We start from the raw sequence: 14,964 nt of genomic DNA, 5'->3' as shown, positions 1-14,964 counted from the left end.
CCTAGACCTCCGCCTCGAGCGCGGCGATCTCCGGGTGGTGCAGATCGAAGGCGGGCGACTCGCTGCGGATGCGCGGCAGGACGGTGAAGTTGTGGCGGGGCGGCGGGCAGGAGGTGGCCCACTCCAGGGAGCGGCCGTAGCCCCAGGGGTCGTCCGCGGTGACCGGCTTGCCGTACTTGGCGGTCTTCCAGACGTTGTAGAAGAACGGCAGGATCGACAGACCGAGCAGGAACGCCCCGAGGGTGGACAGGGTGTTGAGGGCGGTGAAGCCGTCGGCGGCCAGATAGTCGGCGTACCGGCGGGGCATGCCCTCCGCGCCGAGCCAGTGCTGGATCAGGAAGGTGAGGTGGAAGCCGGCCGTGAGCGTCCAGAAGGTGATCTTGCCGAGGCGTTCGTCGAGCATCTTGCCGGTGAACTTGGGCCACCAGAAGTGGAAGCCGGCGAACATCGCGTACACGACCGTGCCGAAGACGGTGTAGTGGAAGTGGGCGACGACGAAGTACGAGTCGGAGAGGTGGAAGTCCATCGGGGGTGACGCGAGGATCACGCCGGTGAGGCCGCCGAAGACGAAGGTGACGAGGAAGCCCGTGGTCCACAGCATCGGTGTCTCGAAGGACAGCGAGCCCTTCCACATGGTGCCGATCCAGTTGAAGAACTTCACGCCGGTCGGGACGGCGATGAGGAACGTCATGAAGGAGAAGAAGGGCAGCAGCACCCCGCCGGTGACGTACATGTGGTGGGCCCACACGGTCACCGACAGGCCCGCGATGGCGATGGTCGCGGCGACCAGCCCCATGTAGCCGAACATCGGCTTGCGGCTGAAGACGGGGATCACCTCGGAGACGATCCCGAAGAACGGCAGCGCCAGGATGTAGACCTCGGGATGGCCGAAGAACCAGAACAGGTGCTGCCAGAGCAGGGCGCCGCCGTTCGCCGCGTCGAAGACATGGCTGCCGAACTTGCGGTCGCACTCCAGCGCGAACAGGGCCGCCGCGAGCACGGGGAACACGATCAGCACCAGGACGCCGGTCAGCAGCACGTTCCAGGTGAAGATCGGCATGCGGAACATGGTCATGCCGGGGGCGCGCATACAGATGATCGTGGTGATGAAGTTGACGGCGCCCGCGATCGAGCCGAACCCGGACAGCGCCACGCCCATGATCCACAGGTCGGCGCCGAGGCCCGGCGAGTGCACGGAGTCCGACAGCGGCGCGTAGAGGAACCAGCCGAAGGACGCGGCTCCGCCCGGGGTGAGGAAGCCGAAGGCCGCGATCGACGAACCGAACAGGAAGAGCCAGAAGGCCAGCATGTTCAGGCGGGGGAAGGCGACGTCCGGGGCGCCGATCTGGAGCGGCATGATCCAGTTGGCGAACCCGGTGAACAGCGGCATCGCGAACATCAGCAGCATGATCGAGCCGTGCATCGTGAACGCCTGGTTGAACTGCTCGTTCGACATCAACTGGAGTCCCGGCCGGGCCAGTTCGGCCCGCATCAGCAGCGCCAGGACACCGCCGACGATGAAGAACACGAACGCGCTGACCAGATACAGCGTGCCGATCCTCTTGTGGTCGGTGGTCGTCAGCCACTCCACCCAGGAGGGCCGGTCCGGCGCCGCCGCGGCGCTCGCCGGCGCTCTCTCCACCAGTTCCGTACGTGCCTCGTCCACCGGTGTGTGTCCTCCCCTTGGTCGCCTGACGGCTCGGCTTCCTGCCGACCCAAGATCACCGCAGGGGAGGGAGGCGCCGATAGGGTCCAACGGCCCCGGGTGGTCCCGGACCCGGGGGTCCGATGGTCCCGCCCGTTCCGGATCGGGGCAGGGCCCGTCAGCGGGTACGGCCCGCATCGGGTCCCGGATCAGGGCCCGGCCGTCACCCGCGCCCCGGTGCCACACGCAGGGTGGTGCGGCTCGCGCCCGCCGGCCAGAGCACCTCGACCTCGACGCCGCGGGCGCGGGCGTAGGCCACCAGATGCGCGGTGGCGTCCCGGCCGTTGGAGGGCGAGCCGTCCCACACGGCCACCAGCCGCCGGCAGCCCGCGATGATCTCCTCGTCGGCGCCGACGCACGCGTCGCGGTCGCCGGGGTCGTACGTCAGCAGCCGTACCTCCCGGGCGAGCAGCAGCAGCTCCCCCGTCGGCACCCGGTCCCGCTCCGGCAGCAGCGCGGGCACCATGCCGCTGGTGGGGATCACCACGACCAGGTCCCGCCCCGCCACCCGCAGCGCCCGTGCGAAGGCCACCGGGGCGCCTCCCCCGGCGCGCACCACTCCCGGGTCGCCGTCGGGCTCCCCCTCCAGCCGAGCCACCAGTGCGGCCTCGATCAGCCCGAGGCTCTCCGGGGTCACGTCGGCGTGGCCCACCACCGCGATCATCCACCGCTCCTTCCGTTCGGTCCTCGCGATCAGTGAAGTCAGGGCCCGCGGGCCTGGCTAGGGTCGAACGGCCCTGACCGGGAGCGCTCGGCGCGGCGGGCCCGGCGCCGGGCACCGGTGCCGCCGGACACGGCGGTCGCCACGGTTCCGGATATGGTGTTTTCGTATGAAATGTCGCCCAGGGTGAGGTCATACGGTGGATGCTCCCCAGAGGACGGGCCAGGTGCCGGAACAGCCGTTGGAGGCGGTCGGGTACGCGGGCGTGCTGCGCGAGCTGCTGCCGATCGCGCTGTGGCGGGAGGACGCGGACGGCCGGATCGTGGAGTGGTCGCTCGCGGCCCAGGATCTGCTGGGGTACCGGGCCGAGGACGTGCTCGAGCGGCCCGCGTCGGCGCTGCTGGTGCCCGAGGGCAACCGTGAGCTGGCCGATGAGCTGACGTACCGCGTGCACAGCGGGGAGACGGTCGTCGGGACCCTGTCCGTGCGGCACCGCGACGGGCATCAGGTCACGATGGAGATGTGGATCGTCCCGGCCGCCGGCCCGGACGGGCGGGCCGGGGCGATGCTGATCGCCGTGGAGACCTCCCAGGTCCTGCGGATGCGGGACTCGCTGGCGGCCCTGGAGAGCCTGTTCAGCCAGTCGCCGATCGGTCTGGCCACGCTCGGCACCGATCTGCGCTTCCTGCGGGTCAACGACGCGCTCGCCCGGATGAACGGGGTCTCGCCCGCCGAGCACGTGGGCAAGCGGCTCACCGAGGTCGTGCCCGGGGTCAACGCGCTGGCCCTGGAGTCGACGATGCAGGAGGTGCTGGACCGGGGCACGGCCGTCGTCGACGTCCGCCGCAGCGGGCGCACCTCGGCCGACCCTCACCGGGAGCGGACCTGGTCGTGCTCGTACGCCCCGCTGCTCGACGGCGCGGGCCGCACGCTGGGGCTGATCGCGTCCCTCATCGACATCACCGAGAGCCAGCAGGCCGAGCGCGACGCGGAACGCGCCCGGCGCCGCTTCGCGCTCCTCGCGGAGGCCGGCACCAGGGTCGGCACCACCCTGGACCTGCGGCAGACGTCCGAGGAGATCGTCCGGATGCTGGTGCCGCAGCTCGCGGACTCCGCCGACGTACAGCTCCTGGAGGAGGTGATGGCGCCCGACGAGCCCACCGACGCCGTGCACGGGGTGGTCCGGCGCATGGCCGCCCTGTTCGCCGACCCCGCCGCGCCCCGCGCGAAACTCCGCCCGGGCCTGACGTCCCGGCTGGAGCAGGGTTCCCTGTACGAGCGGGTCATCACCGAGGGCCGCCCCACCAACCTGTACCGGTCGGACGTCCGGGCCCTGGTCACCGACCCCCGCGCCGACGAACTGCGCGCCTACCTGATGAGTCTGGGCTCGGCGCGGCTGGTCCCGCTGGTGGCCCGGGGCAAGGCACTGGGCGCGATCGTGGTGACCCGGCTGCGCAGCCGTGAGCCCTTCGACGAGCAGGACTGCGTGCTCATCGACGAACTGGCCGCGCGCGCCGCACTGAACATCGACAACGCGCTGATGTACACCCGGCAGCGGGCGGCGGCCCTCACGCTGCAGCGCAGCCTGACGAACAGCGCGCTGCCGGACGTGCCCGGGCTCGATCTCACCGGACGGTACCTGCCCGCCAGTGAGCACGACGTGGGCGGTGACTGGTACGACGTGATCGCGCTGCCGGACCACCGGACCGGGCTGGTCATCGGCGATGTGATGGGCCACGGCATCCATGCGGCGGCGGTGATGGGCCAGCTCCGCGCGGCGGTGCGCTCGCTGGCCCGGCACGGCATCCGTCCGGCCCGGATGCTCCGCTCGCTGGACGCCGTGGTGGCCGACATGGGCGAGGACCAGATGGCGACCTGCGTGTACGCCGTGCACGACCCGGCGACGGGCGGCTGTCTGATCGCCCGGGCCGGCCATCCGCCGCCGGCCGTGGTGACCCCGGACGGCGCGATCACCTTCCTGGACGGGTCCCCGGGCACCCCGCTGGGCACCGGGGGGCGGCGGTTCGCGACCGAGGAGGTCCCGCTGCCGCCCGGCAGCCTGCTGGTGCTGTACACCGATGGGCTGATCGAGGCCCGCGGCAGCGACCTCGACCAGGGCCTGGACCGGCTCGCCCGGGCCCTGCGCCGTCCCGCGCCGACGCTCTCCGCGCTCTGCGACGGCGTCCTCGAACAGATGCTGCCGCACCCCGCCCAGGACGACGTCGCGGTGCTGATGGCCCGCCCGCAGTGACCCGGGGGGGGCCTCCTCGCTCCCGGGACGGCGTGTGATGCTGGCGCCATGACTGATCAGCACGAGATCGCCGTCGTCCGCTGGGCGGGGCAGGACCTCTCTCCCGACGGCGGGCTCTCCGGGCTGCTGGCGGCCTACCACCTGCGGACACAGGACGAGAAGGGCGAGGGCGTCGAGCGGGTGGAGGAGCTGCCGGAGCGCTACCGGGCGGAGGTCCGCGATCCGCTCGGCGCGTTCGGGCAGGACGTGGTGCTGGTCGCGGAGAGCGGGGGCGCCGCCGTGGGCTGCGTGGTGGTGACCGGGCCCGTGGCCGGGCGGTGCGAGGTGAAGCGGCTGTGGACGCAGCCGGCCGAGCGGGGCCGCGGGGTCGCGTCCGCGCTGGTCGGAGCCGCACTGGCACAGGCCGGGGAGAGCGGCGTGCGCACGGTGGGGCTCTCGGTGTGGCAGTGGCGCACGGGGGCGATCGCGCTGTACGAGCGGCTCGGATTCACCGTGGTGGAGTCGTGGGACGGCCGGGAGCGGCTGGTGTGCATGGAGCGCGCCCTCTGAGAGGTCCCGGCCCCGCGCGGTGACCTGTACGGCCCACCGCTCTCTCCCTCCCGGGTGGTCCCGGTGGCGGAACTCCCCGGATCACGGGTGTCTGGACCCAAGAGGCCTGCGGAGAGAGCGGGAGACCATGGAGCACAAGCGCGAGCCCCTCGGGACACCGCGGGCCGCCGGGATCGCCGGTGTCGTCTTCGCGATCCTGCTGGCCGTGGCGATCGTCCTGTTGCGGACCGCCCTGCCCGGCGGGGCCGACGGGCACCACATCACGGTCGACGCGGCGCAGCGCAAGAGCGTGCAGACGGCGCTGGGGCTGCTGCCGTACGCCGGGATCGCGTTCCTGTGGTTCATGGGGGCCCTGCGCGAGCAGGCCGGGGACGCGGAGGACCGGTTCGTGTCCACGGTGTTCCTCGGCAGCGGGCTGATCTTCGTCGCCACCTTGTTCGGGTGCGCCGCGGCGGCGGTGACCGTGCTGGACGAGAACCAGCAGGACGCCCCCTTCGGCCGCCACTTCGCCTACACCCTGCTGACCACGTACTCGATGCGGATGGCGGCGGTGTTCATCCTCACGACCTCGACCATCGGCCGCCGGCTCGGCGTGATGCCGCGCCCGCTGGTGCTCCTCGGTCTCGCCGCGGGTCTGACGCTGCTGCTGGTGGGGGCGAGTCTGCCCTGGTCGGAGCTGGTCTTCCCGGCCTGGGCGCTGATCGTCAGCCTGGACATCCTGCGGGGCCGGCGCGCCTCGGCGGCGGGGCGGCGGACCACCTCGGCGTAACGGGGCGCCCACCGGCCTCACCCGAACGGGCCGCTCCTCGTCGCCGCCCGCCCCGCGGTCCCCGAGGCTGGTCCGCAGGGGGCTGGACAGGGCCGTAGGAGAGGACCGATCCCGTGCCGAGGATTGCCGTCGATCTGAACCGCTGCCAGGGCTACGCGCAGTGCGCGTTCCTCGCCCCCGAGGTGTTCGCCATGCACGGCGACGAGGCGCTGCTCTACGACCCCGCGCCGGACGACGGGCAGCGGGAGAAGCTGGCGCAGGCCGCCGCGGCCTGCCCGGTGCAGGCCGTGCTCGTCGACGCGGTGGAGACCGGGGACACGGCCGACGCCGCGGCCGGGGCGGTGTCCGACCGGTGAGCGGCGACGGATCCCTGGAACGGCTCCGGCGGGAGGGCCGGGTCGTCGTGGTCGGTGCCTCGCTGGCGGGTCTGCGGGCCGCGGAGACCCTGCGTGAGAAGGGGTTCGCGGGCTCCCTGACGATGATCGGGGACGAGCCGTACGAGCCGTACGACCGGCCTCCGCTGTCCAAGACGGTACTGCTCGGCCGGGCGGCCGCCGAGCGGACCGCGCTGCCCCGGCTGAAGGAGGTCGACGCGACGTGGCGGCTCGGCGTCGCCGCGACCGGGCTGGACATGGCGGGCCGGCGGGTGCGGCTGGCCGACGGCGACGAGGTGCCCTACGACCGGCTGCTGATCGCCACCGGTGTGCGGGCGCGGCCCTGGCCGCGCGAGGCGGAGGCGGAGCTGGACGGTGTGTTCGTGCTGCGGACCCGGGACGACGGCGTGGCGCTCGCGCGGCGGCTGGCGGCCGGGCCCAAGCGGGTGCTGGTCGTCGGTGCCGGGTTCACCGGCTCGGAGATCGCCGCCGCGTGCCGGGAACGCGGTCTGGCCGTCACGGTGGCCGAGCGCGGGGCCTCGCCCCTGGTCGGCGCGCTCGGCGGGGTGGTGGGCGCGGTCGCCGCCGATCTGCAGCGGCGGCACGGCGTGGATCTGCGGTGCGGGGTGATGGTGACCGCGCTGGAGGGTGACGCGGCGGGGCGGGTGCGGGCCGCGCGGCTCTCCGACGGCTCGACGGTGGAGACGGACGTGGTGGTCGTCTCGCTGGGCGCCACCCGCAACACCGAGTGGCTGGCCGGGTCGGGGCTCGGGGCCGGGCCCCGCGGGATCGCCTGCGACGCGGGCTGCCGTGCCTTCGACATCCGGGGGATCGTCACCGACGACGTGTTCGCGGCGGGTGACGTCGCCCGCTGCCCGCACCCGCTGTTCGGCTACCAGTTCCTGTCGCTGGAGCACTGGGGCAACGCCGTCTCCCAGGCACGGGTGGCGGCCCACAACATGCTCAGCGAGAGCACCGACCGGATCCCGCACATGGAGGTGCCGGCGTTCTGGTCCTCGCAGTTCGGGGTGAACATCAAGTCGGTCGGCGTGCCCTCGCTGGGGACGGAGATCCTGATCGCCCAGGGCTCGCTGGAGGAGCGCCGGTTCGTCGGCGTGTACGGCTACCAGGGGCGGATCATCGGCGCGGTCTCCTTCGACCAGGCCCGCTGGCTGCCGTTCTACCAGCGGCTGATCGAGACGACCGCGCCGTTCCCGCCGGAGTTCGCCACGGTCGACCGGCGCGCGGAGGGCCGGCGGCCGCTCGACGCGGACTTCCCCGACCCGTCGGTGCCGACCCACGGCCCCACCGTGACCCTCAGCGGGTACTCGCCGGCCGACCGCCGGATGACGTTCGCCCCCGCGCACTGACCCGCCACGGCCACGAGCCCACGAGGACCCACCATGACGACTTCGCCGCTGCACCGGATCCTGGACTACGCCCACCGCGCCGACCCGTACCCGATCTACGAGGAGCTGCGCAGGACGCCGGTCTATCACGAGGACGACGGGCCGTACGTCGTCAGCACCTACCACGAGATCCTCGGTCTGCTGCACGATCCGCGGGTCAGCTCCGACTCCCGGACCGTGGCGCAGACCGCGCACGATCCGCTGGCCGAGCCGGAGCAGCAGGAGAGCGCGCTGCCGCCGAGCTTCCTGCGGCTCGACCCGCCGGAGCACGACCGGCTGCGCCGGATGACGAACCGTCCGTTCGGACCGCCGCACTCCCCGCACCGGGTCGACGGGATGCGCGGCGAACTGCGGGACATCGTCACCGGTCTCATCGACGGCATCGGCGACCCGGACCATTTCGACCTGGTGGACCAGTTCTCGTACCCCTTCCCGGTGACGGTGATCTGCCGGCTGCTGGGGATCCCCCGCGAGGACGAGGCGCGGTTCCACGCCTGGGCGGACGCGATCGCGGCGAGCCTGGACCCCGACCCGGACGCGGATCCCGCCGAGCGCGGCAAGGGCGCGCACGACGCGCGGATGCAGTTGGGCATGTACCTGGCCGGGCTGATCGAGGAGCGCCGCAGGAACCCCGGTGACGACATGCTCTCCGCGCTGGCCACGGCCCAGGGCGAGGACGGCTCGATGACCACGATGGAGCTGCTCAGCACCGCCGCGCTGCTGCTGATCGCGGGCCACGAGACCACCGTCAACCTGGTCACCAACGGCATGCTGACCCTGCTGCGCCACCCCGAGGTGCTGCAGCGGCTGCGGGCCGACCCCCGGCTGGCCGTACCGGTCGTCGAGGAACTGCTGCGTTTCGAGCCGCCGGTGCAGCTGGTGCCTCAGCGGGTCACCCTCGCCGATGTCGAGGTGCGGGGCGTCACCGTTCCCAAGGGCTCCTCCCTGTGGCTGGTGCTGGCGTCCGGCAACCGGGACCCCCGGCGCTTCGAGAACCCGGACCGCTTCGACCCCGACCGCCGGGACATCCAGCACCTCGGCCTCGGCAGCGGCATCCACAGCTGCTTCGGCGCGCCCCTGGCCCGGCTGGAGGCCCAGTTCGCCCTGTCGGAGCTGGCCCGGCGGCTGGAGAACCCACGGCTGCTGGAGGACCCGCCGCCGTACCGTCAGAACGCGGTGCTGCGCGGACCCCGCCATCTGCGGATCGCGTGCGACGGGATCCGGGCCTAGCCACCACCTGCCGGGACCCTGCGCACCCGGCAGGGCCCGACAACCCGCATGCCTGAAGGGGGAACCTTCTGCGATCAGTCCGTTCGCGGGCGGTGCGCGGTGAGCGCCTCGAAGGTGTGGCTGAAGTACCAGGTGTCCTGGGCGACGCCGGAGCAGGAGTCGGAGCCGCCGGTGCCGACGCAGCCGCCGTTGTCGCGCTGGAGGGCCCAGAAGGAGAGGGTGTTGATGCCGCGGGCCTCGGCCCACTTCTCCACCGTGACGGCGTTCTCGGTGGTGAAGGTCTCCTCGGGGCCGTAGTCGTCGATGCCCGGCATCTCGATGACGCCGATCATGTTCCAGAGCTTGGTGGAGCTCTTCTTCGGGTAGAGCGCGGCGAGTTGGCCGTGGAGTCCGGTGGCGGCCGTCACGGTGTCGGCGGCCATGTCGTGGGTGGCGCCGTCGTAGTAGTCGAAGGTCATGAGGTTGACGACGTCCACGCGGGCGCCGTTGTCGACGGCGTTGCGGAGCACGGCCAGGCCGTTGGCCTCGAGACCGGTCGTGGAGGTCGGCAGGGTGTAGGAGAACTCGACCCTGCGGCCGGTGCGTTCCGCCCAGCGTTGGACCTTGGCGATCGCCTTGTTGCGGCGGTCGATTCCGGCGGCGTTGTCGATGGAGTCACCCTCGACGTCGAGGTCGATGCGGGTGATGCCGTAGGTGGTGACGAGGCTCTTGAAGACGGCGGCGATGGCGTCGACGTCGGTGCAGCTGTCGGCCAGTTCGGTGCCCGTGGTGTCCGCGGACCAGCCGCCGAAGGACGGGATGGCGTCGCCGCCGCGCGCCTGGAGCCGCGCGATGTCACGGCCGAAGGTGTCCTTCGAGATCGGCCGGCCGCTGTCTCCGTCCCAGTACGCGGTGCAGGAGCCCGGCGCGGCGGTCTGGAGGAAGGCGAGGGTGAGGTACTTGTTGCCGGAGGCGGCGGCGAGTTCGGCCGGGCTCTCCCCGGTCCAGGTCTCGAAGTAGGGCGCCACCACCTGGGCCGGCCGGGGCTTCGCGGCCGCCGGCGGCGCGTCCGGCGCGGCGAGCGCGGCCCCTCCCCCGAGGGCCATGAGTCCGACGGACAGCGAGGTCGCGCTCAGACAGGACAGCAACGTACGCACAGAACCAGGTCGTCTCACTGACGCTCCCGTGGTGAAGGGACGTGACGGGGCCGCGTGACGGCACACGGCCCGCTGGGTGAACAGCGACCATCGTTGGACTAGACCATTTAACTGTCAAGGTTCTTTACAATTAACTGACCTCAGCCGGTGCGAGGGTGACGAGGGCGGGACCCTCGGGGCGGACCGTGATGCCGTACGACGTCCTGGTGGGCGCGTGATGGAAGGTCACGGCGTGGGCGGGGAGGAGGTGTTCGAGGAGGGCCGTGGATTCACGGAGTGCGAACTGCGTGCCGAGGCAGGCGCGGGGGCCGATGCCGAACGGGAGGTAGGCGCCCGGGTGCGCGGGGCGGCGTTCCGGTGTGGTGAACCGGCCGGGGTCGAAGCGCTCCGGGTCCGGCCAGAGTGCGGGGTCGCGGTGGGTGAGGTACGGGCAGACGAGCAGGTCGGTGCCCGCCTCGACCGCGTGGCCCGCGAGGACGTCGTCCTCGGCGGCGTGGCGCGGCAGGATCCAGGCGGGCGGGTACAGCCGGAGCGTCTCGTGGACCAGGGCCTGGATCGCCCGGCGGCGCTGCGCGGAGCCCTCGGCACCGGCGGCGAGGGTCTCCTCGCGGGCGGTGGGGTTCCGGTCGAGGAGGAGGTGGAGCCAGGTGAGGGTGGTGGCGGTGGTCTCGTGCCCGGCGACGAGGAGCGTGACCAGTTCGTCGCGGATCAGCCGATCGGTGTACTCGGGGCGCTCGGCGGCGGCGTCCAGCAGGACCTGGAGCAGGCCGGGGCCGTCGGGGCCCGCCTCCCCCGCGCGGGCCGTCCCGACGGCGCGCCGGGCGACGGCGTCGATCCGTGCGAGGTCGGCGGCGACGGCGTCGCGGGCGTGGGCGGCGTCGGCGGGCAGCGTCGGCAGGGCGGCCGCGACCGCCGCGACCGAGGTCAGTTCACGCTCGGTCTCCTCGTCGACGGCGTACCCGGTGAGGGAGCGCCAGATGGCGTCCAGGGCGAACCGGCGCATCTCCCGCCCGAGGTCGAAGGCCTCCCCCGTCCGGGCGTAATCGCTCCAGCGGGCCGCCGCGGTCCGGGCGGCCCCGGCGATCCGCCCCTCGTAGCGGCGCATCCCGGTCCCGGTGAACTGGGACTGGAGCAGCCGGCGTTGCCGCTTCCAGGCCTCGCCGGTGGCGGAGAGGACACCGTCACCGACCAGCAGCCGGGCCCGGTGCGAGCGCTTGACGTACCGGTCCGGCCGCCGGGCGAGTACCTCCTGCACCGCGTCCGGGTCGGTGACGAGCACGGTGAGGCCCGGCCCGAGCCGCACCCCGGCGACCCCGCCGACCTCCTCCCGCACCTGGGTGAGCAGGTCGACCAGTTCACCTCCCGCCGCGCGCCAGCGGGCGACGAGCCCCGGATCGGCTTCCGGGACCGGGCACCCCGTCGCGGGAACGTCCGGGCGGGGGCGCAGACCTGCTTCGCTGTCCAAGTACCTTCTCCTGGTCGGCCGTTGCCGTCGCACCCGGGTCGGAGCGACGGCCCTACGGACTGTACGGGAGAAGGCACGCGCGGTGACACCTCGGCCAGGCGTGCGGCGGACCCGACCCGCCACCGGCCGACGCCACCGACGCGAGCCCTACGAGACGTCGTACGCCTCCGGGTCGAACCGTGCGAGCCTGCGGCGCAGCCGGCCCGTCGACCAGGGCCAGCTGAAGCTGTTGAGGCCGTTGGCGTCGAGGTAGTAGCTCGAGCAGCCGCCCGCGTTGTACACGGTGGTGGGCAGGGCCTGCTGGACCTCCGCGCCGAAGGCGGCCTGCACTTCGGGGCGCACGTCCATGCTGGTCAGGCCCGCCGCCCGGAAATGCCGTACCGCTCCCGTCAGATAGGCGAGTTGGGCTTCGAGGATGGTGTACGCGGAGGAGTGGCCGGTCCCGAGGTGCGGGCCGAGCAGGATGAACGCGTTGGGGAATCCCGTGACGGTGGTGCCCAGGTAGGCGTCGGGGCTGCCCTTCCAGTGGTCGTCGAGGCTCACGCCGTCGGCGTCGAACACGCGTCCGGCGATCGGCATGTCGAGGATGTGGAAGCCGGTGCCCAGGATGATGGTGTCCACGTCCGCCGTACTGCCGTCCGCGCCGATCACCCGGCTGCCCTCGACGGAGCGGACCGCGGTGGGGTGGACGGTGACGTTGGGCCGCGTCAGGGCCGGATAGTACGTGTTCGACAGCAGCAGCCGTTTGCAGCCGAGGGTGTAGTCGGGCGTCAGGGCGCGCCGCAGCCCCGGGTCCTTGACGGCGGCCCGGAGGTGGAGCGCGCCCACCTTCTGCACCGCGCGCAGGAGGGAAGGGTGGCGGAAGCCGATACCGAGGGCCTCCAGAGCGGCGTACTCCGCGCCCCGCAGGGCCCGCCCGGCCCCCGGGAGGCGCCGCAGCAGCCGGCGCTCGGCGGTCGGCACCGGGTGGTCGGGCTTGGGCAGCACCCACTGGGCCGTGCGCTGGAACAGGTGGAGCCGGTCGACGCGCGGCTGGATGGCGGGCACGAACTGCACGGCGGACGCCCCGCTGCCGACGACGGCGACCCGGGCGCCGGTCAGGTCGTGGTCGTGGCGCCAGCGCGCGGAGTGGAAGACCTCACCGGGGAAGTCCGCCAGGCCGGGTATGTCGGGGAGCAGGGGTTCGTGCCAGGGCCCCGCCGCCGCGACGAGGAAGCGCGCGAGGTGGACGCCCTGGGTGGTCTCGACCCGCCAGCGGGCCTCGCGGGGGTCCCATTGGGCGCGCAGGGCCTCGGTGCCGAAGCGGATGAGGGGCGTGACTCCGTACCGGTCCGCCGTGTCGCGCAGATAGGCACGGATCTCGGGCTGGCCGGCGAAGGCCCGGGTCCACTCGGGGTTCGGTGCGAAGGAGTAGGAGTACAGGGCGGAGGGGACGTCGCAGGCACACCCGGGGTAGGTGTTGTCGCGCCACGTGCCGCCCAGGTCGTCGGCCTTCTCCACGACGACGAGGTCCCGTACGCCGGACCGGCGCAGTGCGACGGCCGCCCCGATGCCGGACAGTCCGCTGCCGATGATCAGCGCCTCGACGGTGGTGGGCCGGGGGTTCGTCGTCGCGGCGCGGTGGTCGGGGTGCGGCATGTCAGGCTCCGGTGCGGGCGTCGGGGGCGGGGGCGGAAGGCGCGGCGGGCGCGGCCGGACGGAGGTGGTCGCGGACGAGCGCGCGCGTGGTGCGCAGGGAGGTCTCCAGCACCGTGAGCCGTCGCCGGGGATCCATGAAGTTGCCGCCCATCACCTCCAGGTCGGCGGAGGTGGGCTCGATCCGGACGACCTCGGTGCCGGCGGCCCGCAGCGCGGCGCACTCCGCGTCGAGGGTGCGGGTCATGACCCGGCGCAGCAGCGCCTCGGCCCGGCCCAGTCCGCGACGCGGCCCCGGCGCGACCGAGCTCATGGGGGCGAGGACGTACACCTCGTCGAGGCCCAGGGGGACGAGGAGGTCGGCGGACGCGGTGGACAGGATGCCGCCGTCGGCGTACCGGCGGCCCGCGATGCGCACGGGCGGGAACCAGCCGGGGACCGCCCACGATGCGCGCAGTGCGTCCCGGAGCACGGTGGGCCGGGTGTCGGGGTGTCCGAAGACGGTACGGCGTCCCGTGTCGAAGTCGGTGGCCACCAGCCAGGTCGCCGGATGCGGGACCCAGCCTCCGTCGGGGGCCACGGCGTCGGCCAGGGCCGCCAACCACCCGCTGTCGCCCCGCCCTTGAGGCAGCAGGCCGGAGAGGCCGGCCAGCGTGGGAGCCGTGCGCCGCAGGGCCCGGCGCGCCAGTTCCGGCGACCCGGGGAAGAACGCGGGCCGCGGTGGGACCGCCCGGGGCGGGCCCGCGAAGTGCCGGACCAGTTCCGGACGCGCGTCCTTGGCGGCGAGTTGCGCCGCCAGCAGTTCCTCCACGGTGACACCGCCGCCGAGCAGCGCGGCCAGCTCCGCGCCGGCCGAGGTGCCCACCAGCACCTCGGCCTGCCGGGGGTCCCACCCCAGGGCCCGCTGGAGCGAGTGCAGGGCGCCGACCGTCCAGGCCGCGCCGAGCGTTCCGCCGCAGCCGAGCACCAGTCCTCGGGAAGGGGTCGTACGTGGGGTCGTACGTGTGCCCGTCGCGGTCACGTGGATTCTCCGCCCTCTTGACTCGTCGCGATACCGGATCGTCGCGATACCGGCTCTCCGGGATACCGGGGAGATCGGGATACTAGCGGTATCCGAAAGCCGGGGGCAGTCCTTCGGCGGAGCTAAGATCCGAGGGAGCCGAGGAGAGGGAGCGAGACATGGCCCGTCTCAGCCGCGTCGAGAGCCAGGAGCGCACACGCGAGCAGCTCGTCGCCACCGCGCGGGAGCTCTTCCTGCGCGACGGGTACGGCGTGACCTCGCTCAGCGATGTCGCGGAGACCGCCGGCTACTCCAAGGGCGCCGTCTACTCCAATTTCCGCAGCAAGGGCCATCTGTGCCTGGCCGTCCTCGACGACATCCGGGCCGAGCAGCTCGCGCTGCTCACGGAGTCCGTGATGCGCGACCCGGGAGCCGAGGACCGGCTGGCGGCCTTCGCCGCCTGGAGCGAGGCCCATATCGGCGCCGAGACCTGGACCGTACTGGAGGTCGAGTTCCTCACCGGCGTACGGCACGACGAGGAACTCCGACAAGAGATCACGGCCCGGGTCACCGCGATCCGCGAGGCGCTGGCCCTGCTGATCGAGGCGCTGGCCCAGGAACTGGGCACCTCGCCCGCCATGCCGCCCGAGCAGGCCGCGATGACCCTGCTCAGCCTGGGCATCGGCCTCGGTCTTCAGCGCGTGGCCGACCCGTCCGTCCCGACGGCCGTCCTCACCGACACGCTGCGACTGGTGCTGCGGCTGGACGGATAGGCGGAGC

Annotated in this window: 13 protein-coding genes; 7 read left to right on the top strand and 6 right to left on the bottom strand. The window is 73.0% G+C overall.

Features of this window, described 5'->3' with window-relative positions:
* Nucleotide 1: 1 nt before the first annotated feature.
* Nucleotides 2-1,642 carry an aa3-type cytochrome oxidase subunit I gene (gene ctaD, locus ACYQ8Q_RS42330; protein ID WP_460073726.1) on the bottom strand — a complete coding sequence of 547 codons (1,641 nt, stop codon included), beginning with the start codon at nucleotides 1,640-1,642 and terminating at the stop codon, nucleotides 2-4.
* Nucleotides 1,643-1,868: 226 nt separating this feature from the next.
* Nucleotides 1,869-2,369 carry a hypothetical protein gene (locus ACYQ8Q_RS42325; protein ID WP_460072437.1) on the bottom strand — a complete coding sequence of 167 codons (501 nt, stop codon included), beginning with the start codon at nucleotides 2,367-2,369 and terminating at the stop codon, nucleotides 1,869-1,871.
* A gap of 223 nt (nucleotides 2,370-2,592) precedes the next feature.
* On the opposite strand from ACYQ8Q_RS42325, the gene ACYQ8Q_RS42320 reads away from it, so the two are divergent.
* From ACYQ8Q_RS42320 to ACYQ8Q_RS42295, 6 genes are all read left to right on the top strand, one after another.
* Nucleotides 2,593-4,617 (top strand): SpoIIE family protein phosphatase, encoded by a 2,025-nt coding sequence (locus ACYQ8Q_RS42320; RefSeq protein ID WP_460072435.1) that lies wholly within the window; start codon nucleotides 2,593-2,595, stop codon nucleotides 4,615-4,617.
* A 48-nt stretch (nucleotides 4,618-4,665) separates the two neighbouring features.
* Nucleotides 4,666-5,166 carry a GNAT family N-acetyltransferase gene (locus ACYQ8Q_RS42315; RefSeq protein WP_460072434.1) on the top strand — a complete coding sequence of 167 codons (501 nt, stop codon included), beginning with the start codon at nucleotides 4,666-4,668 and terminating at the stop codon, nucleotides 5,164-5,166.
* A 127-nt stretch (nucleotides 5,167-5,293) separates the two neighbouring features.
* Complete coding sequence (locus ACYQ8Q_RS42310; protein ID WP_460072432.1) at nucleotides 5,294-5,935, top strand: hypothetical protein; 642 nt, start codon at nucleotides 5,294-5,296, stop codon at nucleotides 5,933-5,935.
* Between the two features lie 113 nt (nucleotides 5,936-6,048).
* Nucleotides 6,049-6,291: a ferredoxin gene (locus ACYQ8Q_RS42305; protein WP_460072430.1), complete on the top strand. Its 243-nt coding sequence runs from the start codon at nucleotides 6,049-6,051 to the stop codon at nucleotides 6,289-6,291.
* Nucleotides 6,288-7,679 carry an NAD(P)/FAD-dependent oxidoreductase gene (locus ACYQ8Q_RS42300; RefSeq protein ID WP_460072428.1) on the top strand — a complete coding sequence of 464 codons (1,392 nt, stop codon included), beginning with the start codon at nucleotides 6,288-6,290 and terminating at the stop codon, nucleotides 7,677-7,679. Before ACYQ8Q_RS42305 ends, ACYQ8Q_RS42300 begins: the two co-directional genes overlap by 4 nt.
* A 33-nt stretch (nucleotides 7,680-7,712) precedes the next feature.
* Complete coding sequence (locus ACYQ8Q_RS42295; RefSeq protein WP_460072426.1) at nucleotides 7,713-8,948, top strand: cytochrome P450; 1,236 nt, start codon at nucleotides 7,713-7,715, stop codon at nucleotides 8,946-8,948.
* Between the two features lie 74 nt (nucleotides 8,949-9,022).
* Here ACYQ8Q_RS42295 and ACYQ8Q_RS42290 read toward each other — a convergent pair whose 3' ends face one another.
* The 4 genes from ACYQ8Q_RS42290 to ACYQ8Q_RS42275 form a co-directional block, all read right to left on the bottom strand.
* The gene (locus ACYQ8Q_RS42290) at nucleotides 9,023-10,084 is read right to left on the bottom strand and encodes a chitinase (RefSeq protein ID WP_460072424.1); all 1,062 of its coding nucleotides are present in this window, start codon (nucleotides 10,082-10,084) and stop codon (nucleotides 9,023-9,025) included.
* Nucleotides 10,085-10,214: 130 nt separating this feature from the next.
* The gene (locus ACYQ8Q_RS42285; RefSeq protein WP_460072422.1) at nucleotides 10,215-11,549 is read right to left on the bottom strand and encodes a cytochrome P450; all 1,335 of its coding nucleotides are present in this window, start codon (nucleotides 11,547-11,549) and stop codon (nucleotides 10,215-10,217) included.
* A 147-nt stretch (nucleotides 11,550-11,696) separates the two neighbouring features.
* A complete protein-coding gene (locus ACYQ8Q_RS42280; RefSeq protein ID WP_460072421.1) occupies nucleotides 11,697-13,187 on the bottom strand; it encodes a flavin-containing monooxygenase in 1,491 nt (496 codons plus the stop codon).
* A gap of 1 nt (nucleotide 13,188) precedes the next feature.
* The gene (locus tag ACYQ8Q_RS42275; protein WP_460072419.1) at nucleotides 13,189-14,205 is read right to left on the bottom strand and encodes a patatin-like phospholipase family protein; all 1,017 of its coding nucleotides are present in this window, start codon (nucleotides 14,203-14,205) and stop codon (nucleotides 13,189-13,191) included.
* 158 nt (nucleotides 14,206-14,363) lie between these two features.
* Here ACYQ8Q_RS42275 and ACYQ8Q_RS42270 point away from each other — a divergent pair, with 158 nt between their 5' ends.
* Nucleotides 14,364-14,957 (top strand): TetR/AcrR family transcriptional regulator, encoded by a 594-nt coding sequence (locus ACYQ8Q_RS42270; RefSeq protein ID WP_460072417.1) that lies wholly within the window; start codon nucleotides 14,364-14,366, stop codon nucleotides 14,955-14,957.
* The last annotated feature ends 7 nt before the right edge of the window (nucleotides 14,958-14,964 follow it).

This window comes from Streptomyces sp. YKOK-I1 (assembly GCF_054660435.1).
The sequence above is the reverse complement of the archived record's forward strand: the minus strand, read 5'-3'. Positions and strand labels throughout refer to the sequence as shown.

Bases quoted from the DNA above. Each gene is read 5' to 3' on its own strand.
- ACYQ8Q_RS42325 (WP_460072437.1), bottom strand. From the start codon at position 2,369: ATGATCGCGGTGGTGGGCCACGCCGACGTGACCCCGGAGAGCCTCGGG.
- ACYQ8Q_RS42315 (WP_460072434.1), top strand. From the start codon at position 4,666: ATGACTGATCAGCACGAGATCGCCGTCGTCCGCTGGGCGGGGCAGGAC.
- ACYQ8Q_RS42310 (WP_460072432.1), top strand. From the start codon at position 5,294: ATGGAGCACAAGCGCGAGCCCCTCGGGACACCGCGGGCCGCCGGGATC.
- ACYQ8Q_RS42295 (WP_460072426.1), top strand. From the start codon at position 7,713: ATGACGACTTCGCCGCTGCACCGGATCCTGGACTACGCCCACCGCGCC.
- ACYQ8Q_RS42280 (WP_460072421.1), bottom strand. From the start codon at position 13,187: ATGCCGCACCCCGACCACCGCGCCGCGACGACGAACCCCCGGCCCACC.
- ACYQ8Q_RS42270 (WP_460072417.1), top strand. From the start codon at position 14,364: ATGGCCCGTCTCAGCCGCGTCGAGAGCCAGGAGCGCACACGCGAGCAG.